This window comes from Pseudoalteromonas sp. SG43-6 (assembly GCF_014164365.1).
GTDB lineage: Bacteria > Pseudomonadota > Gammaproteobacteria > Enterobacterales > Alteromonadaceae > Pseudoalteromonas > Pseudoalteromonas rhizosphaerae.
Map to the genome: position 1 here is coordinate 23,656 of NZ_JACJEZ010000041.1, position 23,195 is coordinate 46,850.

The 23,195-nt window shown below is 40.8% G+C and carries 24 protein-coding genes; 10 read left to right on the top strand and 14 right to left on the bottom strand.

The window, feature by feature from the left end; genetic code table 11:
- Positions 1 to 15 precede the first annotated feature (15 nt).
- The 4 genes from accB to cutA all read right to left on the bottom strand — a co-directional run bounded on the left by accB (position 16) and on the right by cutA (position 3,340).
- Entirely contained in the window at positions 16 to 477 is a 462-nt protein-coding gene (accB, locus tag H5201_RS16335) for an acetyl-CoA carboxylase biotin carboxyl carrier protein (protein WP_182718926.1), read from the bottom strand.
- A 33-nt stretch (positions 478 to 510) separates the two neighbouring features.
- Positions 511 to 963 (bottom strand): type II 3-dehydroquinate dehydratase, encoded by a 453-nt coding sequence (gene aroQ / locus H5201_RS16340; RefSeq protein ID WP_145238079.1) that lies wholly within the window; start codon positions 961 to 963, stop codon positions 511 to 513.
- 227 nt (positions 964 to 1,190) lie between these two features.
- Entirely contained in the window at positions 1,191 to 3,020 is a 1,830-nt protein-coding gene (locus H5201_RS16345; RefSeq protein ID WP_182785081.1) for a protein-disulfide reductase DsbD, read from the bottom strand.
- Complete coding sequence (gene cutA / locus H5201_RS16350; protein ID WP_064668227.1) at positions 3,020 to 3,340, bottom strand: divalent-cation tolerance protein CutA; 321 nt, start codon at positions 3,338 to 3,340, stop codon at positions 3,020 to 3,022. Before cutA ends, H5201_RS16345 begins: the two co-directional genes overlap by 1 nt.
- Positions 3,341 to 3,502: 162 nt before the next feature.
- Here cutA and H5201_RS16355 point away from each other — a divergent pair, with 162 nt between their 5' ends.
- The 3 genes from H5201_RS16355 (at position 3,503) to groL (ending at position 6,113) form a co-directional block, all read left to right on the top strand.
- Positions 3,503 to 3,979 carry an FxsA family protein gene (locus tag H5201_RS16355; protein ID WP_182785082.1) on the top strand — a complete coding sequence of 159 codons (477 nt, stop codon included), beginning with the start codon at positions 3,503 to 3,505 and terminating at the stop codon, positions 3,977 to 3,979.
- A gap of 153 nt (positions 3,980 to 4,132) precedes the next feature.
- Entirely contained in the window at positions 4,133 to 4,420 is a 288-nt protein-coding gene (locus tag H5201_RS16360; RefSeq protein WP_054204533.1) for a co-chaperone GroES, read from the top strand.
- Between the two features lie 46 nt (positions 4,421 to 4,466).
- Positions 4,467 to 6,113 carry a chaperonin GroEL gene (gene groL / locus H5201_RS16365; protein WP_145238063.1) on the top strand — a complete coding sequence of 549 codons (1,647 nt, stop codon included), beginning with the start codon at positions 4,467 to 4,469 and terminating at the stop codon, positions 6,111 to 6,113.
- Positions 6,114 to 6,716: 603 nt separating this feature from the next.
- Here the strand turns inward: groL and H5201_RS16370 are convergent.
- Complete coding sequence (locus H5201_RS16370) at positions 6,717 to 7,028, bottom strand: hypothetical protein (protein ID WP_182718923.1); 312 nt, start codon at positions 7,026 to 7,028, stop codon at positions 6,717 to 6,719.
- Positions 7,029 to 7,035: 7 nt separating this feature from the next.
- Positions 7,036 to 7,467: an Lrp/AsnC family transcriptional regulator gene (locus H5201_RS23470; protein WP_182718922.1), complete on the bottom strand. Its 432-nt coding sequence runs from the start codon at positions 7,465 to 7,467 to the stop codon at positions 7,036 to 7,038.
- Positions 7,468 to 7,605: 138 nt separating this feature from the next.
- Between H5201_RS23470 and H5201_RS16380 the strand changes: the two genes are divergently transcribed.
- The 7 genes from H5201_RS16380 to H5201_RS23255 all read left to right on the top strand — a co-directional run bounded on the left by H5201_RS16380 (position 7,606) and on the right by H5201_RS23255 (position 13,128).
- On the top strand, positions 7,606 to 8,628 hold the full coding sequence (locus tag H5201_RS16380) for an ornithine cyclodeaminase (protein WP_182718921.1): 1,023 nt from the start codon (positions 7,606 to 7,608) through the stop codon (positions 8,626 to 8,628).
- Positions 8,629 to 8,665: 37 nt separating this feature from the next.
- Positions 8,666 to 9,991: a peptidase T gene (gene pepT, locus H5201_RS16385; RefSeq protein WP_182718920.1), complete on the top strand. Its 1,326-nt coding sequence runs from the start codon at positions 8,666 to 8,668 to the stop codon at positions 9,989 to 9,991.
- Positions 9,992 to 10,469: 478 nt separating this feature from the next.
- Positions 10,470 to 10,754 carry a type II toxin-antitoxin system ParD family antitoxin gene (locus H5201_RS16390; protein WP_259398530.1) on the top strand — a complete coding sequence of 95 codons (285 nt, stop codon included), beginning with the start codon at positions 10,470 to 10,472 and terminating at the stop codon, positions 10,752 to 10,754.
- A gap of 242 nt (positions 10,755 to 10,996) precedes the next feature.
- A complete protein-coding gene (locus tag H5201_RS16395) occupies positions 10,997 to 11,287 on the top strand; it encodes a type II toxin-antitoxin system RelE/ParE family toxin (protein ID WP_220497183.1) in 291 nt (96 codons plus the stop codon).
- Positions 11,288 to 11,661: 374 nt separating this feature from the next.
- Positions 11,662 to 12,075 carry a nucleoside diphosphate kinase regulator gene (rnk, locus tag H5201_RS16400; RefSeq protein ID WP_182718918.1) on the top strand — a complete coding sequence of 138 codons (414 nt, stop codon included), beginning with the start codon at positions 11,662 to 11,664 and terminating at the stop codon, positions 12,073 to 12,075.
- Between the two features lie 237 nt (positions 12,076 to 12,312).
- Positions 12,313 to 12,711 carry a VOC family protein gene (locus tag H5201_RS16405; RefSeq protein ID WP_149980488.1) on the top strand — a complete coding sequence of 133 codons (399 nt, stop codon included), beginning with the start codon at positions 12,313 to 12,315 and terminating at the stop codon, positions 12,709 to 12,711.
- A 282-nt stretch (positions 12,712 to 12,993) separates the two neighbouring features.
- Positions 12,994 to 13,128, top strand: a complete 135-nt coding sequence (locus H5201_RS23255; protein ID WP_259398529.1) for a hypothetical protein — start codon at positions 12,994 to 12,996, stop codon at positions 13,126 to 13,128.
- Between the two features lie 45 nt (positions 13,129 to 13,173).
- Here H5201_RS23255 and H5201_RS16410 read toward each other — a convergent pair whose 3' ends face one another.
- The 8 genes from H5201_RS16410 to H5201_RS16445 form a co-directional block, all read right to left on the bottom strand.
- Complete coding sequence (locus H5201_RS16410; protein WP_259398528.1) at positions 13,174 to 15,066, bottom strand: methyl-accepting chemotaxis protein; 1,893 nt, start codon at positions 15,064 to 15,066, stop codon at positions 13,174 to 13,176.
- Between the two features lie 187 nt (positions 15,067 to 15,253).
- The gene (locus H5201_RS16415; protein ID WP_182718916.1) at positions 15,254 to 16,744 is read right to left on the bottom strand and encodes an NAD(P)H-hydrate dehydratase; all 1,491 of its coding nucleotides are present in this window, start codon (positions 16,742 to 16,744) and stop codon (positions 15,254 to 15,256) included.
- A 220-nt stretch (positions 16,745 to 16,964) separates the two neighbouring features.
- Positions 16,965 to 17,777 (bottom strand): adenosylmethionine decarboxylase, encoded by an 813-nt coding sequence (gene speD, locus H5201_RS16420; protein ID WP_145238045.1) that lies wholly within the window; start codon positions 17,775 to 17,777, stop codon positions 16,965 to 16,967.
- A gap of 88 nt (positions 17,778 to 17,865) precedes the next feature.
- Positions 17,866 to 18,279 carry an OsmC family protein gene (locus H5201_RS16425; RefSeq protein WP_145238042.1) on the bottom strand — a complete coding sequence of 138 codons (414 nt, stop codon included), beginning with the start codon at positions 18,277 to 18,279 and terminating at the stop codon, positions 17,866 to 17,868.
- 81 nt (positions 18,280 to 18,360) lie between these two features.
- Complete coding sequence (locus H5201_RS16430; RefSeq protein ID WP_149980484.1) at positions 18,361 to 18,708, bottom strand: DUF3802 family protein; 348 nt, start codon at positions 18,706 to 18,708, stop codon at positions 18,361 to 18,363.
- Between the two features lie 140 nt (positions 18,709 to 18,848).
- Positions 18,849 to 20,318 carry a succinylglutamate-semialdehyde dehydrogenase gene (gene astD, locus H5201_RS16435; RefSeq protein WP_145238036.1) on the bottom strand — a complete coding sequence of 490 codons (1,470 nt, stop codon included), beginning with the start codon at positions 20,316 to 20,318 and terminating at the stop codon, positions 18,849 to 18,851.
- 15 nt (positions 20,319 to 20,333) lie between these two features.
- On the bottom strand, positions 20,334 to 21,350 hold the full coding sequence (astA, locus tag H5201_RS16440) for an arginine N-succinyltransferase (protein ID WP_145238033.1): 1,017 nt from the start codon (positions 21,348 to 21,350) through the stop codon (positions 20,334 to 20,336).
- Between the two features lie 88 nt (positions 21,351 to 21,438).
- Complete coding sequence (locus tag H5201_RS16445) at positions 21,439 to 22,644, bottom strand: aspartate aminotransferase family protein (RefSeq protein ID WP_149980483.1); 1,206 nt, start codon at positions 22,642 to 22,644, stop codon at positions 21,439 to 21,441.
- Positions 22,645 to 23,195 lie beyond the last annotated feature (551 nt).

The window sequence follows — 23,195 nt, forward strand, 5'->3', positions numbered from 1 at the left end:
TTTTAGGTTGCGCTATTATTCAATGATGAATAAAGGTTGATCAAATTCTACTGGCTCGCCATTTTCAACTAAAATCGCTTTCACTGTGCCCGCTTTATCTGACTCAATTTGGTTCATCATTTTCATCGCTTCGATGATGCAAAGCGTATCACCTACTTTAACTTGTGAACCCACTTCTACATATGAAGGCGCTTCAGGAGAAGCTGCTTTATAGAAAGAACCTACCATTGGCGATAATACTTGATGGCCAGTAGGACCGGCAGGTGCTGCCGCTTCTACGTTTGCAGCAGGTGCAGCTGTAGGGGCTGGAGCCGGTGCTGGAGCGTACTGTGGTGCATAATGTGGAGCGTAAGCAGGACCTGCACTCATATTATTACGATTGATACGTACTGATTCTTCACCTTCGGTGATTTCTAATTCAGCAATACCTGATTCTTCTACTAGTTCAATTAGTTTTTTGATCTTGCGAATATCCATGAACGACCCGCCTGTTAGTTTGTTAGTTTAAAATTAATTCGAGTTTTGCAACCGATTGACAGCAGCTTCAAGTGCTGCGCGATAACCCATTGCGCCTAATCCACATATCACGCCCTGCGCCACATCAGAAAAATATGAATGATGACGAAACGCTTCCCGCGTGTGCACATTAGTTAAGTGCACTTCAAAAAACGGGATATCAACAGCCAGTAACGCATCACGTAAAGCCACGCTTGTATGCGTAAATGCCGCTGGGTTGATAATAATGTAATCAATGACCTGCCATGCACTATGTATGTGCTCAATTAAAGCTTGCTCACTATTACTTTGAAAATGCGTTAGCTCAACATCTAGACCATGCGCAAACTCAGTTAGTTCGCTCATAATCTCACTCAGTGTTTGTAAACCGTATTTTTCTGGTTCACGCTTACCCAGCATGTTTAAGTTAGGGCCATTTATAACTAAAAGTTTAAATTTTGCAGCCATAATACGCGATAATCCTATAAATAATGAGTTAAGCCATTTTGATTAGAAATCCCCGCAAAATGTAGAGGGGAAAAACTAAAATAGCAAGTATTTCTCACGTTAACCACCTATTATAGCCAGTTCGATGTAAATAGCAGCAAAATACTGGTCTAATCACTAGTAGCCACCACAAAAACAAAAACGCCACTCATATAAAGTGGCGTTTAAAATAGCGGTGCGAAAAATGTTTATTTAGCGCTATTTCTCACTTTTGCTAAATGCTCAGCAAAGTCCTTGGCATTTAAAAAGCCCGTCACACGCTGTGCTGCAAGCTCTTCACCTTGTGTATCAAAAAACAAAATACTGGGTAAACCAAATACCGAAAACTCTTCCATTACAGCAATTGTTTTATCATCACTTTCGGTCAAATCAATTTTTAACAACTCAAAGTTTGCAAACTCACCTTGTACTTTAGCGTCAGGAAAAGTGTATTTCTCGAACTCTTTACACGCAACACACCAATCTGCATATAAATCGACCATCACTAAACGACCATCACTGTTTGCATCATTTATTGCTTGTTTGAGCTCAGCTAAGTCAGCAACTAATTTAAAGCCGCGTTCTTGTTGCTCGCCATTTGCGGCACTAACAACTTGCGCTGTTGGCCATATATAGTTTTTAGTTAAGCTCACACCGCTAACAACTAATAACGTTGCAACAAACCACAATGCAGTTTTTAACTTACCTTGTGTTTGAGCGCTCTGCCAATGATGTAAATACAAGGCCGTTGCTAATGCTAATAAGCCCGCCATAAGTAATATGATGTCTGCATCGACAATACGTTCAAGCAAGATCAATGGCACTACCAGCATGATAAAACCAAACAGGGTTTTAACTTGTTCCATCCAGCCGCCTGCTTTTGGCAATAATTTACCGCCAGAGGTGCCTAATAACAGCAGCGGAATACCCATCCCTAAACTCAGCACATACAAAGTTAAGCCGCCAACTAAATAATCGCCGCTTTGCGCAACAAACAATAGCGCAGCTGATAACGGTGCGGTGGTACAAGGTGAAGCAATTAAACCCGATAAAACCCCCATTAAAAACACGCCAATGTAGTTGCCGCCTTTTTGATTATTACTTACTTGTGTGAGCTTATTCATCATGCCGCTAGGGAGCTTTATTTCGTACCAACCAAACATCGACATAGCGAGTAAAACGAATAATAAACTGAAACTAATCAATACATATGGGTGCTGCAAATAACCTTGCACTTGACCACCAAGTGATGCAACCACAAGGCCCAGCGCCGCATACGTAACGGCCATACCCTGCACATAAACAAAAGAAAGCGCAAAAGCTTTTTTAGTGGAAAGATTTTTTTGTCCTGCAATTAGGCTCGACAAAATAGGAAACATCGGAAATACACATGGCGTAAATGCCAAGCCAATACCGACCAAAAAGAAAATCGCTAAGTTCGCTAACAAACCTTGCGAGGCCAGTTTTTCAGTAAAGTTTAATTCTTTTTCTAAGTCATCTTCTTGCGTTACAACATCTTCTGTAGCAGCCGCTGATTCAGCGCTAAGCGCAGCTAATGCATTGCCTGCTGTTGCATTATCAGTTGCAGGGGTTTCACCGGCAATCATACTCAATGGAATGGTGATGATCTCTGGCGGGTAACATAGTCCTGCTTCAGCACAGCCTTGATAACGTACTTTAATTACGCCACCCTCAGCTATATTACTTAGCTTGCTGATCACGCTCAGTGAATCAAAAAACACTGCTGTTTTGCCAAAGAACTCATCTTCAATGATCACGCCTTTACCAAGATCAGGCACTTCAATATCAGCACCTTTACCAATAATTTCTAGCTTCTTTTTATATAGGTAATAACCTGGCGCAATATCCCAACCAATAAAAAGAGTGCTGCCTTGCTGATCAAAATCAAATGAAAATGCTTGTTCAACCGGTAAAAATGTTTGTTCTGCGGGCTGTAGTAAATTACTCAATAAATCTTTATTCGCAGCTTGGGCTGGAAACAGCGAAAGCGCACAAAGCAATAAAAGAAAACAACGCATTAATTAAGTACCTCATCCATCCAATTAAAATAGGCTAAATTGCCAGTGGCTACATCAACAACCTGAATTTCAGGGATCTCATAACTATGTAATCGCTTAATAGTCTGAATTACCTCATTCATTTTTTCTGACTTCGTTTTAATCAATAATTTACACTCGGTTGCGTGAGCAACCTCTCCTTGCCACATATAAACAGATTCCACATTAGGAAGAATGTTCACACACGCTGCGAGTTTAAGTTTAACTAATTGCTCAGCCATCGAGCGTGCCTCACTTACATCCGCGCAAGTGGTAAAAATAAGTCGAAAATGAGTCGTCATATTGAACCTTTGGTTGATTGCTCTGCCCAACGCCATAGTAGCTGATAGCTAAGGCAAAGTGTAGTTAGCTAGTGTAGCTTTACCACCAGCCTTGAAAAAAGACCGTGTAACCCATATTTATATTTCATCACGATGTTACGTGAGCACTATTTAGAGAGCCTTATGTTTAGATTTTTATTTTTGTTATTTATTCTCGTGCCGATTATTGAAATCGCTTTATTAATTCAAGTAGCTGATGTAATTGGCGGCTTTGCCACCATTGCCTTAGTGATCATCACCGCAATATTCGGTGCAAAATTAGTTAGAACGCAAGGCATGGGCGCACTGCAAAATGTGCAAAGCCAAATGGCGCAAGGACAAATGCCAGCCAAAGAGTTATTTACCGGGTTATGCGTAATTATCGCAGGTGTTTTATTACTAACACCAGGCATCATGACTGATGTATTTGGCTTTTTATTATTAACCCCAGCTATTCGCAATAAACTAGCTGCAGGCCTTGCTAGTCAAGCCACAGTACGTATGAGTGCAGGCATGCAACAAGGCCCAACATCATTTAATCAGCACACTCATGCAGAGCCAGAACCTCGCAAAATGAGTGAGCCGACCACTATTGATGGTGAGTACGAGAGAAAAGATTAAAAATTTTAATTTTTATCACTTGGGTTTTGAAGCAATACCCCCATTACTGAGTACAACTAAATCAATTGCCTTGAACCACAGGGTTTAATGCAAACTGGTACATATAAAGCTTTTTTCTGTCCTGTTCAGAAACTGTTAGGAGAACTAAATAAAATGAACATTCGTCCTTTACATGATCGCGTGATCGTTGAGCGCCTAGAAGAAGAAACCAAATCTGCTGGCGGTATTGTATTAACTGGTTCTGCGGCTGAGAAATCAACTCGCGGTAAAGTTGTCGCTGTTGGTAATGGCCGTACTCTAGATAACGGTGACGTAAGAGCATTAGAAGTTAAAGTCGGTGACACTGTGTTATTCGGCTCATATGTTGAAAAAGCTGAAAAGATCGAAGGTCAAGAGTACCTGATCATGCGTGAAGACAATATTTTAGGCATTGTAGGCTAAAGCTACTTTTCGTTTAACACATTCAAGAATTTAAAGGAAACTAATCATGGCAGCAAAAGAAGTACTTTTTGCAGGTGACGCACGCGCTAAAATGCTAGCTGGCGTAAACATCTTAGCAAACGCAGTTCGCGTAACTTTAGGTCCTAAAGGCCGTAACGTAATTCTAGACAAATCATTTGGCTCTCCAGTGATCACTAAAGATGGTGTATCAGTGGCAAAAGAGATCGAACTTGAAGACAAGTTTGAAAACATGGGCGCACAAATGGTTAAAGAAGTTGCATCTAAAGCAAACGATGCAGCCGGTGACGGTACAACTACTGCAACAGTATTAGCACAGTCAATTGTAAACGAAGGCTTAAAAGCGGTTGCTGCGGGCATGAACCCAATGGACCTTAAGCGCGGTATTGATAAAGCAATCATCGCAGCTGTTGCTGAGCTAAAAGAACTTTCAGTACCATGTGCCGATGCAAAAGCAATCGCTCAAGTGGGTACTATTTCAGCTAACTCTGATAAAGAAATTGGCGACATCATTGCAGAAGCAATGGAAAAAGTAGGCCGTAATTCAGGTGTAATCACTGTTGAAGAAGGTCAATCACTTGAAAACGAACTAGATGTTGTTGAAGGCATGCAGTTTGACCGTGGTTACTTATCTCCATACTTCATCAACAACGCAGAAAAAGGCGCTGTTGAATTAGATAACCCATTTATTCTACTTGTAGATAAAAAAATCTCTAATATTCGTGAGTTGCTACCTACATTAGAAGCCGTTGCTAAAGCAAGCAAACCATTACTTATCATTGCTGAAGACCTTGAAGGCGAAGCACTAGCTACTCTAGTTGTTAACAACATGCGCGGTATCGTTAAAGTATCAGCAGTTAAAGCACCTGGTTTTGGCGACCGTCGTAAAGCAATGCTACAAGATATCGCAGTATTAACTGGTGGTACGGTTATCTCTGAAGAAATCGGCCTGGAACTTGAAAAAGCAACAGTTGAAGATTTAGGTACTGCAAAGCGCGTAGTTATCACTAAAGATGATACAACTATCATCGATGGTGCAGGCGAAGAAGCTGGCATCAACGGTCGCGTTGCGCAAATCAAAGCACAAATCGAAGAAGCAACATCAGACTACGATAAAGAGAAACTACAAGAGCGCATGGCTAAACTTGCCGGCGGTGTTGCGGTAATCAAAGTAGGTGCTGCTACTGAAATCGAAATGAAAGAGAAAAAAGACCGCGTTGAAGATGCACTTCATGCAACTCGCGCTGCGGTTGAAGAAGGCGTAGTGCCTGGTGGTGGTGTTGCACTAGTACGTGCAGCAAGCAAACTTGTTGATTTAGTTGGTGACAACGAAGATCAAAGCCACGGTATCAAAGTAGCACTACGTGCTATGGAAGCACCACTTCGTCAAATCGTTACCAACGCAGGTGACGAAGCGTCTGTTGTTATTAACGCAGTTAAAGGCGGCACGGGTAACTTCGGTTACAACGCAGCAACTGGCGAATACAACGACATGATTGAAATGGGTATCCTAGATCCAACAAAAGTAACGCGCTCTGCACTACAATTTGCAGGCTCGATTGCTGGCCTTATGATCACCACTGAAGCAATGGTAGCTGAAATCCCAAAGGATGAAGCTGGCGGCGCTGATATGGGAGGCATGGGCGGCATGGGTGGTATGGGCGGGATGATGTAAATAGAGTTTTAACTCTATTAATGTAGCTCTAACCATTTAAACGAAAGCCCGAATAGCAATATTCGGGCTTTTTTATTACTCCTTATTAATATCTAATACTTTTAATATGCCTTAATTGTGGGCTAAGCAAAAGCTATCTTTCATCCAAACCTAATGTCTGCTTTAAGCCTCTTTAACACGTTACATAGCCCATCTTTAAATAGTGTGGACATCCATCCACATCAACTCAATATGAAAGAGGTGACACTATGTATCAAACTACAATTTATAGGAAAAAGGAATCTTGGAATAAAAATAAGCTTGTTGGTCAAAAGATCCCATTTAAACTTCAGTAAATCTGGGCTATTCGTATTCGCCTACAGCTAGCGAGTAATGTTAGAGACGTAGCGCTATTTAACCTAGCTATTGACAGCAAGTTAAGAGGTTGTGACCTAGTTTATCTGAGGCTACTTGACATTGCTCATGGACTAAGTGTGCAATCCAGAGCTATGGTAGTTCAACAAAAGACCGGGCAACCGGTAAAGTTTGAAATGACGAAAAACAAACGTGAATCTATCTCACAGTTAATTCAACACGACCAATTGACGTCAATAGGTAACTGGTTTAAATGTGTTTATTAATCAGAGAGCTTTCATTAATCATTAATACAAATTCAGACTGTTCACCTAATTTGTAATCGAACACTACTAGCTGCTTTGTACCTCGAAAATCTGCTACTCCAATCCATACACCAAGTAGTTCATTGGTCATTTTGTCATCTAAGACATTTAGCCTTTCCTTATATCGTTCTGTGAATTCTCTGACAGTTGAATTGCCCATCTTTTTATCAAGCTGATATGTTGCCGTGAGTATGGGGTTATTTTGGTCATCGATATACATTTCAAGGACTTCAAATGAGTCACTAGCATTTTTCACCCTGCACTTACAAAGTGCTGTCGAGCAATAAATTGGTTTCTGTTTTAATAATACCCTGAATTAATCGTATTTCACCCAGCAACCGGTTCAATGATGGCAAAGTATCAGTGCGGATTTCAGCAATAAGATCCCAATGGCCACTAGTATGGTGTATCACCACCACTTGCGGATAAGCATGCAGTTTTTTAATCACTTTAGCTTCATCTTTTGCTTCTAACGAAATATTCATTAACAAGCGAATTGGTTCTAACTCAACCTCAGGTTTTAACTTAATGGTATAACCTAAAATCACCCCCACTTGTTCGAGCCTATCGAGCCGGTTTTGGACAGTAGCCCGAGATACATTCAATTCTTTTGCCAAGGTAACAACCGAGGTACGTGCGTTGTGCCTAAGTAAGGAAATCAACCGTTTATCTTTATCATCTAACTTACTGTCCACATCACTAACCTTACAAAAAGAAAATAAAACCTAACAATATGTACATTAATGCATTCTAATTGTACAGCTTATTGGCTATTAATTGGCTAAACCAAGTGCTAAATTAGTGATATTGATAGCAAGAGAAACGAGAAATACATGACTTTATTTTTAGATGTGAACACCTTAGCAAAATTAATCAACCAAGTAGGTTTATCTCACTTTATGCAAAATTTGCTTGGCTATATGCAAGCAGACTTTAAACAATGGCCCCAATTTGATAAATCAGCACGTACCGCAGCGCACAGCGATGTTGGCGTGATAGAGCTGATGCCTATTGCCAATAATCATCAATTTGGCTTTAAATACGTCAACGGTCATCCTAATAACCCACTCACTGGTCATTCAACCGTGATGGCGTTTGGTGCGTTATCTGATGTTGCAACAGGTTACCCAATCCTACTGAGCGAATTAACCTTAGCGACGGCAGTGCGCACAGCGGTAACATCAGTAATGGCCGCAAAAGCACTCGCCAATCCTCAGTCCCGTAAAATGGCGATGATAGGTTGTGGTGCGCAAAGTGAATTTCAAGCTATCGCTTTTCATTGTTTGATGGGCATAGACGAAGTGCGAATTTTCGATATTGATGACATGGCAATGAACAAAGTGGAGCAACACTTAAAACAGTATCCGAACTTAACTGTCACTCGGTGTAACAGCAGCCAAGAATGTACCCAAGATGTTGATATTATAACAACCGTCACTGCTGACAAACACCTTGCAACAATTCTAACCCTCGACATGATCCAAGCTGGTATACACATCAATGGTGTAGGTGGTGACTGCCCAGGTAAAACCGAAATCAGCGCCGATGTACTTTATGCGGGTAAAATATTTGTAGAGCACGAACCACAAACGCGCGTTGAAGGCGATATTCAACAACTCCCCGCCGATCATCCGGTTCATCCATTATGGCAAGTGATTACAGGAAAAGCATCTGGGCGCGAAAGCGCTGCGCAAATAACTATTTTTGATTCGGTTGGCTTTGCCCTCGAAGATTTTTCAATGCTTCGCTACCTTTATGATTTAGCGAAGAAACAGCAGCTAGGTCAATACATAGAACTCGTACCCACATTAGCGGATCCGAAAGATTTATTTGCATTAACAACCCAAGAGCATTAACTTACAACGAGCGAATTTTCGCTTAATATAGAGATTTATGATGAAATTAAACGCGTTAGCACTACTTATTTTAGCACTACATGCAACTCACCTTTTTGCCGCGCAAATAGATAACGAAACAGTGATGGATCGTTTCATTCGTTATGTAAAAATAGATACCGAATCTGACGATACCAGCACAACAGTGCCAACTTCAACCAATCAGTTAGTTTTTGCCTCCCAATTATCCCAAGAGCTCACACAACTGGGGGTAAAAAATGTCCGCTTGAATGAATTTGGTTTTGTTTATGCAATATTACCCGCTAATACACCAAACAACATAGACGTTCAGCCCTTTGGTTTGATCGCCCATTTAGATACTTCGCCCGGCATTTCAGGCAAAAATGTAACACCCATTGTGCATCGAAATTATCAAGGAGAGGATTTAATTTTACCTGCAGATCCGAGCCAAATCATTACCGTGGCTGCCAATCCTGTACTCAATACTTTAATCGGTGACGATATTATTACTGCTGATGGCACAACATTGTTGGGCTCCGATGATAAATCAGGCATTGCTGCAATCATGACTTTAGTCGCACGCTTACAGAAAAATCCTGATATAAAACATGGTGATATTGCAATTGCCTTCACGCCAGATGAAGAAACCAGCATGGGAATTGCAAAGTTTGATGTCGCCAACTTTGGTGCAAGCGTAGCCTATACGGTCGATGGTGGTGCCATTGGTAATATCACTAATGAAACATGGAACGCCAGAGAGGTACAAATTGAGTTTTTAGGCCAAAATGCTCATACAGGGAAAGCAAAAGGAAGCATGATCAACGCAGGATATGCCGCAAGTAGTTTTATTACTCGTTTACCCAAAACGCAGCACGCTGAACAAACCGAAGGGAGCACTGGATTCATTCACTTAGATAAAGCTGAACTCAGGGTCCCAAAGGCAACTTTAGAAATCTTATTACGCGATTTTAGCCTCACTGAGTTAGATAAAAAATCGGCTCTAATCCATGATTTAGTAGCACAAACAAAAATTGAATTTCCTGATACACAGATAAAAGTGAAGATCACTGACAATTACCAAAATATGTATGAGGTTATTAAACAACACCCATATTTAATTGATAACGCCATACTTGCGGCAAAGCGCGCTGGCGTGACAGCACAAAAAACCGCAGCGCGTTGGGGTACTGACGGGTCAAGTTTGTCATTTATGGGATTACCCTGTCCAGATATTTTCACCGGCGGCCATAATTTTCATAGCAAATTAGAGTTTAATAGCCGTAAAGGATTAGAAAGCACTGCTGAAACTCTGTTTCAATTAAGTCAAGTATTTGTTCAACAAGCAAAAACTCTCACTCAATAAGCGACCTAAACTCAGCATCAGTAAGAGTAACTATAACTATTACATCAAGGCGCGTGAAAGAAAACGATCAACGTCAGAGAAAAATGTAGGGATTTCAAATGTCTGAAAAGAAACCAGCACCAAATCCTCTGGAAACTAGGCACTTAAAAGGCGAGGCATCAAAGCCTAAAAACTAACGCAGTTAACAAATAACTACTGATGTGTTGATTTTTAACAGCAATTTTAACCTTAATTTTAGTCGTGAGTTGGCGGGGGTATAAAGTGGTGTGTACTTGTTTTTCAGTGTAACTAATTTAATAAAAACAGATAGATAAACTGTATATGGGCGGCATGATGTAAGAGAATTAAAATTCTATTACGATAAAGTTCTAACCACTTAAACGAAAGCCCGAATAGCAATGTTCGGGCTTTTTTTTATTAATTTTTTTATCACTAAACTTGAACTGTGTGCGTATCATGCGCATAATGTGAAGATAGAATGATTAGAGTGTTGATAATGAATATTACTTTAGGTAAAGAATTCGAGCGAAGAATTACTGAGAAGGTATCTGATGGTTTATATACCTCAGCAAGTGAAGTGATCCGTGATGGATTAAGAATGTTATTTGAAAAAGATGTTGCTAAAAACAAGCAACTCGAAATATTACGAGAAGAAGTAGCTAAAGGTTTTGAACAATTGGCTGCTGGTGAATCATCAAACCACAGCATAATGGATATCTTTGAACAAGCCTCCCTTGCAGTAGATAACCTGAACTCTGGATAACGGATATGCGAATAAAACATATAATCCTTTAATTTTCAAATATATAAAAACAATTCTTGCGATTACTGACATATTATCGTTATCAATGTCATAAGTTTTGAATGAATCAAGGCAAGTTTGTGTACCTAATAGCTGGCTATTAGTAGCAAACTTAACGCTGATACGAGCAAAAATCGTGGCATTGACGTATATAGCTTATCCAGAGTTCAGGTTAGATAGTAAGTCTACAAGTAAGAATACCAATGTCGAACTATAGGTTATCTCCTTTAGCCGAAGAGGATTTATTCAAAATAATTTCAACAACTATTGAGTCTTGGGGAAGTACACAGGCAAAAGTTTATTCTCAAAGCATAGATGCTGCCTTAATAAAACTTGCACAATACCCTGATTTCGGTAGAGAAAGAAATGAAGTTTACAATGGTGCCAAAAGCTTTCCTGTAGACAAGCATATCGTGTTCTATCAAGCCAGTGATAACGGTATTGATGTTGCTCGTATTCTTCATCAACGTATGGATCCATCAAAACATTTCTAAGCATATTTTGGTAAAATTATTCTTATCGCTGAAGTCATGTAATCTCATATAGTTAATTGATTTTTAATTCGTTTTTACATATATGAGATGTCAGGGGTATAAAGTGGGGTATCACTACCAATACCCATGTAACTATTTCAATAAAAACAAGTAGATATTTATCCGATGGGCGGCATGATGTAATTCATCTCCTAACCATCTAGCTCAATTAAAAAACCAGCTTCGGCTGGGTTTTTAGCATTATGGGCAAAGATAAAATAGCGGATATAACTTGCAAATAAAATGACTCCAGCGTATTGCAGTGCTTTTTAACTGTATGCCAAAACCATACTCAGAGTTAATTTTATTTATAAGCCATAATTAAGGATAGTAAGATGAATAAAAAGCCTGAACTGATCATCTCGTCACTCGATGCTGATAGATTGTATGATTTAATGGAATCATTACCAGCAGGAAGCTTTGCTGGCGAAAAAGAACTTGAAGCCGAACTTGGCCGCGCAACAATCGTTGAGCCAAAAGATGTGCCTTCGACAGTGGTTACTATGAACTCAACGGTAAACTTTATTGTTGAATCAACTAAAGAAGAATTCACTAAGACCTTAGTGTATCCAAAAAATGCTGATGCAAGTGCTGATAAAATATCAATTTTAGCCCCTGTTGGTAGCGCCTTACTTGGTCTATCGCAAGGTGATGAAATTGAATGGCCAAAACCAAGTGGCGGTCTCATAAAAGTAAAAATAAAAGCAATCACTTATCAGCCAGAACGAGCCGGTGAGTTACATCGATAATATTTATGTTATTAAAAACCCAGTGAAAGCTGGGTTTTGTTTTTAAAGATAATAAGTTTAAAACCTAGCGCCAGCCACACGTAAGTTCAGATTTATCGGGAAAAGCTTTCTGACTGAAGTCAGACCTACGGATAAATCTAGCACCGCACTTAACGTACCAGTCTTTTGTCCTCGGGTTATATTTTCTTATATGCTAAAAAGCATCTTTAAGCACTGCATTATTTCAAGGTTAGGACAATGACAAACATAAAACAGCATATAGGTAGCATGGCATTAGTTGTAGGGAATTATGATGATGCGATTGCATTTTACACTCAAAAACTGGGGTTTGATTTAATCGAAGATACTGATCAGGGTAATGGCAAACGCTGGGTATTAGTATCACCACCTAACTCTAATGGCACTAATTTATTACTCGCACAAGCAAGTACTCAACAGCAGTTAGAGGCTGTGGGCAACCAAACTGGGGGCCGAGTGTTTTTATTTTTACATACCAATGACTTTTGGCGAGATTATGAATTAATGCAAAAAAATGGCGTTAACTTTAATGAACAGCCCCGCGTAGAAGAATACGGCACCGTTGTGGTATTTGAAGATTTGTATGGTAATAAATGGGACTTACTACAATTAAATTAAAAGCAGTCTGTGAGAGGTCACTTATCGCGATAAATCACAACCTACTAGCGCTTAATACGGAACCTCTGGTTGACTTGATATTGTTCAATTAACCCTCATTAACTAACTATTAGTAACCATATTAAAAACAAATGGATTTATTAAACAAAGTTAGCATTGAAACATTATTAGTTCACCTTGGTGTAGTGACGTTATTGTTACTGGTGATATTGTGGTCAATGGTAAAAATAGTTGTGTGGGGTAAAACCATGTCACGAGGGGCTTTTTTATTTTTGTCGTTCTTTGCGCTTATTTCGTTATTCCCTATTCCACCCCCCGCAATTTGAGAATGTACAAAAAGCCAAACAAGAGCAACGTAAACGCAAAGAAGACTCCGGCGATCCACCAGAAGAGGACGAAGGTGAAGCATCGCGCTGAGATTCTCAGCTAACGATGCTTGAAAAACACTATCAATGAATCACATTATTGCTGACTAATTTGATATAAACGCTGTGCTTGGCTATTTGAATCTTTGCTGACGCTACGAAATTCTTCAGCATCACTGGCATTTTGCACAGAGATCTCACGAATTCGCTCTGCCAAGTTTTTCACATTTTCGGTTACTTGTGATTGCTCTTCAGTCGCTACAGCAATGCTTGATGAACGCTCTTTAATATCATTAAACGCGGTAACAATACTTTCATACTGTGCACGTGTTGTTGCTGAGCGCTCGTTCACTACTTCAGAGTATTCACGGCATTGCCCAATAACGTTAACCCCTCTACTAGCGGCTTCTTGCAATTGGCTGATCATGGTTTCAATCTCGCCAGCCGATTGCTGAGTACGATGTGCCAAGGTTCTAACTTCATCAGCCACTACCGCGAAACCACGTCCTGATTCACCTGCTCGAGCGGCTTCAATGGCAGCATTAAGCGCAAGTAGATTAGTTTGTTCTGAAATATTCATGATCACATCAAGCACCGAGCCCACTTGTTTTGAGTCTTGTGCAATCCGTGAAATGGCATCTGATGATTCCGTTAATTTATCAAATAATAACTGGATTGATTCGGCATTCTTCTCAATAACATCAAAACCAGAATTCACTAAATCAGCTGATTGCGTAGTAATATCTGCAACGCTCAAAACATCTTGTGAGGCTGATGAGGCTGCTATCGACATTTCATGAATTGCCTCAGCCAACATGTTGTTTTCTTCCATCAACTCTTGGGTACGAATTTGGCTGTTATTACTTAAGGTATCCATCGCTTCAGCGTTGTTTTTAACCGCAGCGGCTTCTGCTTGGATCTGTTCTAAAATCTTAATCAGATGATCGCCATAATCATTAATCGCTTCGCATAAGTGGCTCATTTCATCACTTCCGCGCACCGCCAGTTTTGAATTCGTGCGACCTTGCACCAACATTCTAACTTGCTCTGTGGTGGTGTTAATTTGCTGCACCAGGCGATTACCAAAAATCAGTAATACTGATACAAAAGCGAGAATAAGGGCGATAAATGAACTGTATAAATAATAAGTGAGGGTGTTAACGGTTTTCTTGGCAATTGCGGCAGGAATAATAACCCCGGAGCGCCAATTTTGCTCTGCCAATGAGTAAGTTACTAAAATAGATTGGTCATTATTAACCACACCACTGGCAAATTCAGCAACAGTTGTATTACTGTTTTGCAAGGCGCTGACCAACGGCTTTAAGCTACTGTCTTTACTGGCAACCTGAGTAAGGCTCATCATTGCTAAATTAGTATTGCGTATCGATGGAATCGATACCAGTTGCTCGGCGCTATCTAAAATAAAGTTATAGGTGCCCGTAGCATTGTTCTCTGCGATCAATGAGCTTTCGATAGATGCCAGTTCAACGTCTAAAGTGGCAACCCCCCAAAATTGGTTATCACGGATTATTTTCACGGAACAGGTAACCATCGGTACATTCGATACCGTGTCTACATAAGCTTCGGACCAAACGCACTCACCCCGATTAGCGTTAATGGCATTTTTATACCAGGTTTCTTGTTGATACGCGCTGCTGTCGGGCTGGTTATAATCATCTAAAAGTTTATATTGGCCATTACCTGTTTTCGCCCAGAAAAGAGATGCCTTTGCTGCTGAAGGCAGCATTTTATTCGGCTCAGGCCAAATACCACCACCCGCAATACCTTTGCCACTTGCAATCAAAGGAGCAATATTTTCAATAAAGGCCGCTTGCTGCAATGGCAAAGTCTCGGCTACCACGGCTAAGCTTTGCGTTAAGGTGGCACTTTTAGCTAAATCTTTTGCTAACGATTCGCCGATCACCTTTGCTTGTAATTTTGCGCTGGATATAGCGTCATTTTTAATGATTGGCGTAACAACTAGCTGCATTATTCCTGACAGAATAATTAAAGCAAACAACAGCAGCAGAAAACTCCCTAGGTACATTTTTTTTTGTATCAACATCTTCTTTTTACCTCAGTAGTAAATAATAGCCGCGCAAATTAGAGTATAGGGACTGTGCTGTATTTAGCAAAACGAGTTCCTAAAAATAGTGACCAAAAAGTATATTTAACCGCTATTTACCATTAATGAGCTGCCTGACAATAGCAAATAAATCACTTGGCAACATGCCGCGCTCCCCTTCGCGTTCTGCCAAAATATCGGCTGCTTTAGCGTGCAATGTCACACCGTAACATGCGGCTTGATCAACAGCGAAACCTTGAGCAAGTAACGCACCTATGATGCCGGTAAGCACATCACCACTGCCACCAACGGCAAGCGCTGGATTACCATTTTCGCACAACCAAGTTTGCTGCCCGTTGGCGATCAGGCTACCCGCGCCTTTCAGCACACTGGTACTGGTATAACGTTTAGCTAAATCCGTAGCAGATTGAAAGCGATTTGCTTCAATCTCAGCAATTGAAACTTTCATTAGCCGTGAGGCTTCACCAGCATGCGGGGTTATTATGCAATTTTTAAGGCGATACTCTAAAGCATGCTTAGCCAACAAATTTAAGCCATCAGCATCAATAACTAATGGTAAATTATTTGCTAAGCAATATTGTATAACCTGCTCAAATGCGATTTGCGCCCAACTATCCTGACCAAGACCTGGACCAATAATGACACAATTTGCCCATGCAAGGGCTGCGGATAAACTGTCGCAACTGACCATTAATTCAGGGCGACCACTACTAACGACTTGTACACTGCTTTGATGAGTATAAACACGCACCATTGCAGCACCTGTACGAAGTGCTGCTTCACTTGATAAACGAATGGCCCCGCTAGTACCTTGATTCCCACCGACGCATAACAGCTTGCCGTGGTTCCCTTTATGGCTATTGCGACTTCGTGCAGCAAGTGGTTTGAAACTAGTGATATTGATAAGTGTTGCGCTAGCATCCACTAACTTGGTAAATGATTCTGCGATCCCTAAATCATTAAAAATGATTTTTCCTGCAGCACTTCGCCCGGCACCGGTTACTAAGCCTTGTTTAATCCCCACAAAAGTAACGGTAATAGTAGCCTGAATAGCGATGCCAAGTGGCTGCCCGGTGTCGGCGTCTATGCCTGAAGGTAAATCAATTGCCACTATTGCGCTAGGTTGCGCGTTGGCATCTTCAATCATCGTTAAAAATGGCCGACGAACTTGACTATTAATTCCGGTACCTAACAAACCATCAATAATAATATCGGCATTATTGAGGCGACCTTGCGTGTAACTTTCAACTTCGCCCCCCAATGCTTGCCAACGTTGCTGAGCTGTAAGCGCATCCCCGGTGAGATGTCTACTGGTATCGGCTGCAAGTACAATGACTTCTTTACCGGCTTGCTTGGCAAGGCTTGCCACAATATAGCCATCGCCCGCATTATTACCATAACCGACCAGAATAAAGTAGCGCTGAGCATTCGGAAAATGCTCGATACACTGCGAGAATACCGCATGCCCTGCGCGCTCCATCAAAGTGAACATGCTAACGCCTGCCAAGGTCGCTGCTTTTGCTTCGTGCTCCCTCACCTGCTTTGCCAAAAATAGTTGCTGTGCTAGGCCTTGATTCTGCATATTGATCCATAATAGAAGACGGGCTGTTTACTTAGACTATTAGCCACAGCTGCTAGCGTCAAGGAATGTCGTCACCAACATTTTCAGGCTAATTTAGGAGGTATACTTAGGAAGGATGGTCTTTTCGTTTGCTTTTGTTGCTGCATTTAGCAACTTTAATAAAAAACGGCGCGCAATTTACATTGCGCGCCGTTTTTTAAAACTTACTAATTAAGTGAGTTTATTCTGCTTCCGGCAGGTTACGGCCGTAAAAGATTTCTTGCATTTCACGTGTTAATTTAGAACGAATTGCTTCTTCTTCGTCTTCAGATAAATCACTCGTAGTAACACCAAATAAATAAGTATTTAGGTCTGTTTCTTTTAGCATCATCTTAGTGTGGAACAAGTTTTCTTGATACACATTCACGTCCATCATTTGGTACGCTTCTTTGGTATCTTCGGTCATGTAGTTTTGAATTGAGTTGATCGCGTGATCGATATAGTGCTTAACACCATCTACGTCACGGGTAAAACCACGCACTCGGTAGTCAATTGTTACAACATCTGACTCTAAGCTATGAATTAGGAAGTTTAACGCTTTTAATGGCGAAATAATGCCACAGGTTGATACTTCGATATCGGCACGGAAAGTACAAATACCATCATCAGGGTGAGCTTCAGGATAGGTATGAACGCAGATGTGGCTTTTATCTAAATGAGCAACAACTGTTTCAGGTAATGGTCCTGGTGCTTCATCAACTTCATAAGTTTGCTGCTGCTCAATTGGCTCTTCTGAGATCAGAATTGTTACACTAGCACCTTGAGGGTCGTAATCTTGACGCGAAACATTTAAAATATTCGCACCGATAATGTCTACTACTTCACCTAAAATATCGGTTAGTCGATCAGCACTGTACTGTTCGTCGATATATTCAATATATTCTTTACGTTGTTGCTCAGTCTTTGCATAGCAAATATCGTAAATACTAAAGCTTAAACTTTTGGTTAAGTTATTAAAGCCATGAAGTTTAATTTTATCGAAGGGTTTGTTCATGATAAACCAACCTATAAACAAGTGAAATCTGCCAGAGCAGAATGAAAAGTTCGCGGATTTTATACGAATTTCACCTCAGGAAAAAGCGTTATTTTCCCTGTTCTTGTATAACTTCGTGTGTGTGGGTAATTTCTACTGTTTTATCAAGCATTAATGCTACTGAACAATACTTCTCTGCAGATAGTTGAACGGCACGCGCAAGGTGCTTTTCTGAAACGTTGTCGCCAGTCACAACAAAGTGTAAGTTAATCTTAGTGAATACTCGCGGAGCGGACTCTGCGCGTTCAGCACTCAATTGCACTTGCACATCTGAAAACTGTTGTTTAGCTTTTTTTAGAATACTGACTACATCAACCGATGAACAGCAGCCAACTGACATTAATACCATTTCCATTGGGCTTGGTGCGGCGCTATCGCTACCAGCATCAAACACAACATTGTGACCAGAATTAGAACGCCCTAAAAAAGTATCGCCTTCAACCCATTTCACATTCGCTTGCATTTTATTACTCTCAAAGAAGTTATTTCCTTGATTGTAAGGAAGTCACACGCAGTTGCAAATTAAAAACGATAATTGGAATGATCAGGCACTTTCGACAACTGCGCTATCAAAGAGGTTTTTTACCAATGCGGCAAATTCATCGATAAATGCATGTTGCTCTATTGTCACTTGATTACTGGTGACGCTGCTGAGGACTTCTTGTAAGTCGTATACAATGCCATCTACTTCACGCACGATTTGACTACGTTGTTCAGTAGAAAGCTCTGTGTGTTGCTGGCATAACAACATAACATTTTCAGCAATATCATCTTCTATTAGCTCCATAATAGTAGGAGCGCCTGGTTTTATTTCGCCGGACTTCTCAAATAATGCTAAATTTTGAGTAAGATACATGATGAGGTCATCATATCCTTGCCTATCTAAAACCATAATTATCCACACCTAATTAAAACGACTGTATTGATTTAAGCAGAAAGCGCTTTTAATTGCTACCTTTGAGCATTAACCAATACAAAAAAAGCAGCCTTGGCTGCTTTTTTAGTTATTTATTACTATTTGACCAAAATCGATTAATCGATTTTTAAGCCAGGGCTTAATGTTGCTGGCATTGCTACTTTTTCAAGTTCAACAGAGGCAACTGGGTATGCGCAATAATCAGCTGCATAGTAAGCACTTGCACGATGATTACCTGATGCACCAATACCACCAAAAGGAGCTGCACTTGAGGCACCGGTGATTGGGCGGTTCCAGTTAACAATACCAGCACGGATACGACGTAAAAAATGGTCGTAATCTGCCGCATTATCACTGAGTAAACCCGCAGACAAACCAAAGCTGGTATCGTTGGCTTTATCAATCGCACTATCAAAATCTGTAAAGCGGAATACTTTTAATAGTGGACCAAAGTGCTCTTCATCTGGGAAGTTAGCAACATCTGTACACTCAATAATACCAGGCGTTACAAAACCTGTATTTTCAGTATGCTTAAGCTCAACCAATACTTCAGCACCAAGCTCAACGAGTTGTTGCTGTGCTTTTACCATACCAGCGGCCGCAGCTGATGAGATCATCGAGCCCATAAACGGTTGCTCTACATCATCGTAGTTGCCCACTTTGATGGCTTTAGTCGCGGTAATTAAACCGGCTAAAATAGCATCGCCTTGCTCACCTGCTGGTAAAAACAGCTTGCGTGCACAGGTACATCGTTGGCCACTTGAGATAAATGCTGATTGAATAATATCGTGAATAACGGCTTTAGTATCAGCAACATCAGTAATAATCAGTGGATTGTTACCACCCATTTCTAATGCTAAGATTTTACCTGGTTGACCGGCAAACTGCTCATGCAGAATATGGCCTGTGCGTGATGAACCGGTAAAGAATAAGCCATCAATACCTTTGTGAGCAGCAAGAGCCTTACCTGTGGCTACTTCGCCTTGTACTAGGTTAATAACCCCTGCTGGTAAACCTGCTTTTTCCCATAACTTAAGCGTTAGCTCAGCAACAGCTGGAGTTAGCTCCGATGGTTTAAACACCACGGTATTGCCCGCCAAAAGTGCAGGCACAATATGGCCATTAGGTAAATGACCAGGGAAGTTATAAGGGCCAAATACCGCCACTACACCATGTGGTTTATGGCGGATCATTGCACGACCTTGCGGCATTGGGTTTTCTACGTCGCCAGTGCGCTCTAAAAATGCTTTTTCAGAGATAGCTATTTTACCGACCATAGCACCCGCTTCAGTGCGAGTTTCCCATAACGGCTTACCCGTTTCTTGGGCTATTACAACAGCAAGCTCTTCGCTGTGCTCTTTTAGGGTTTCGGCAAAAGTTTTTACAATCGCTAAACGTTCTGCAAATGATTTATCAGCCCAGCTATAAAATGCTGCACGCGCAGAGTTAACAGCAGTGTCTACTTGCTCACTGGTGGCTGAGTTTGCTTGCCAAATAATTTCGTTATTGGCTGGGTTTACTGAATTAAATGCATCGCCTAGGCCTTGCGACCATTGACCATTAATAAATTGTGCAGGATGAGTCATGTACTTTCTCCTAAATTATATACGTGTTGCGGTAACTATATCGCCAGCTTGTAAGTGCAGTGCATCGGCCATTGCCTGTGGCAAAGTCAACTCAGAGCTTGTTTCATCAAGGTTTAGTTGTGCAACGGTTGCTCTAAAATCATTGAGTTTGTCATTCGCTAGCATGATAGCCGTCTCGCCGCTGTTTTCACCGATTTTTACGGTAAAGTTTTTGGCATTACGAATAGTTGCAATATTATCTACTTTTGCTTCTACCGTTGGGCCAGCATCAAAAATGTCAACGTAGCCATTAAAGGTGAAGCCTTCTTTTTTCAGTAGTTCAATCGCAGGGCGCGTATTATTGTGCACCTTGCCGATCACGGCTTGCGCCTCTTTACTTAATAAGTTGACGTAAATTGGGTACTTTGGCATTAGTTCAGCAATAAACACTTTTTGGCCAATACCGGTTAAGTAATCAGCTGTTGGAAAATCCATCGAGAAAAAGTGTTCTTCTAACCATTGCCAAAATGGACTACTGCCGTGTTCGTTAGAAACACCGCGCATTTCTGCAATTACGGTTTCAGCAAAGCGTTCTTGGTGCTGCTTGATAAACATAAAACGTGCTTTTGAAAGCAGCTTACCGTTATTATTTTTACGGTAACCATCTTTTAAAAACAGCGTACAAAGCTCAGTTGCTCCAGTGTAATCATTACACAAGGTTAAAATATCAACCGCTTTATAAACATTCAATGTACGAGATGAATGAATAGCTTTACTTAAATGATAGTGATAAAACGCATCATCTAAACCAACCGCAGCTTCAATTGCTGAGGTACCGACTACTTCACCTGTTTCGCTATCTTCAAGAACAAACAAGTAACCTTCATCACCCGGATGAGATGCACTTTTTGCGAATGAGCTTATTGAATGAGCTATCTTCTTTTGTAATAACTCTTCGTTATTAGGTAAAGAGGTAAAACCATGTCCTGATTCGTGGGCAATTTTCAATAAAGCTGGGTAATCACATTGCTGGATTGGGCGAAGGATCATCATGAGTCCGCTTGCTCCCTTATAAATAACGGTAAATTAAGAATATTAGGGCAAGCTTGCTACTTGCCCTTATTATGATTAGAGGTGTTGATTAACCGTTCACAACGTTGGCTACGGCTTTTTCAAAGCGCGCCATCCCTTCACGGATATCCGCTTCAGGGATCACTAAAGATGGAGTAAAACGCACCACATCGGCACCCGCGACTAACGACATCACACCCTCAGCGGTTCCTGCTACTAAAAACTCTTTAGCACGACCTTTAAACTGCTCATTAACCACAGCACCAATTAATAAACCTTGACCACGAATTTCCGAGAAAACGTTGTACTTATCGTTAATTGCAGTTAGTAATTCATTAAACAATGCTGACTTTGCTTTTACGCCAGCTAATACTTCTGGTGTATTCACAGTATCAAAGGCTGCTTCACCAACAGCACATGCCAACGGATTGCCGCCATAAGTAGAACCATGAGTACCGACTTTAAGGTGCTTAGCAATCTCTGTCGTGGTGATCATTGCACCAATTGGAAAACCGCCGCCAAGTGCTTTTGCAGTAGTTAAAATATCAGGTACTACATTTAACCCTTGGTATGCATAAAGATCGCCAGTACGACCGACACCAGTTTGTACTTCATCAAAAATAAGTAATGCGTTATGTTTAGTACATAACTGGCGTACACCTTGAGCAAACTCGTCAGTAGCAGAGATAATGCCGCCTTCACCTTGTAATGGCTCCATCATTACCGCACATGTGTTATCAGAGATTAGTGCTTCAAATGCGGCTAAATCGTTATAGTCACAATGTACGATATCTCCCGGCTTAGGACCAAAACCATCAGAGTAAGCAGCTTGACCGCCCACGGTTACAGTAAAGAATGTACGGCCATGGAAACCTTTATTGAAAGCGATGATTTGCGATTTTTGCTCACCAAAATTTTCAAGCGCAACACGACGCGCTAATTTTAGTGCGCCTTCATTTGCTTCTGCGCCTGAGTTGGCGAAATATACTTTTTCAGCAAATGTAGCATCTACCAATTTTTTAGCTAAACGAAGTGCTGGCTCATTAGTCATTACATTTGATAGGTGCCAGATTTTTTCGCCTTGCTCTTTTAATGCTTTAACCAATGCTGGATGACAATGACCTAGACAGTTAACAGCGATACCACCGGCAAAATCGATATATTCACGACCTTGCTGATCCCATACACGTGAGCCTTCGCCACGAACAGGAATAACGCTTGAAGGTGCGTAGTTAGGAACCATTACTTGATCAAATAATTCGCGATTGACTGTCATTTTATATCCTCTTAATTGTGATCCTACAGAAAGTTTAAAAAATAGGCTTGATGATAGACTGTTGTACCATCTCCTTTGGCGTAAATCAGCATAGCTCACATCGCCAAAAAATACTCTCTGGTTCAATTTTCAGATAATCATTATTTCAGAGTTTTTCGTTATTGTCTCTTATAAAACTTTCATGTAGCCCTTGTTATTAAAGGCTTTGAGATATAATTTCAGAGATAGTGAATAACTATCTGAATAACGAATTATGGGGTTGTTTATTCTATATCGCTGCCCCACCCCCCACCAGGCAGAGCTTTGCAAGATAAAATATGGGTAAGAGTAGATATTAATGATGAATGAATAGTCGTAAAAAAATTAACAAAAAATTTATGAAATAAGGGCGTGTTGACCTTTCAGGATTAAAATTTGTTCAAATTAGGGGCGATTTAATCACGGCGCGAGATTTGTAACCTAGTGGGCTAAGTAAAAATTGAGCAAAGCTTCCGCGTCCTGCTCACGCCCCTTACTTACATCCATGTAAGTAACAAAGAGTTAATCGCCCC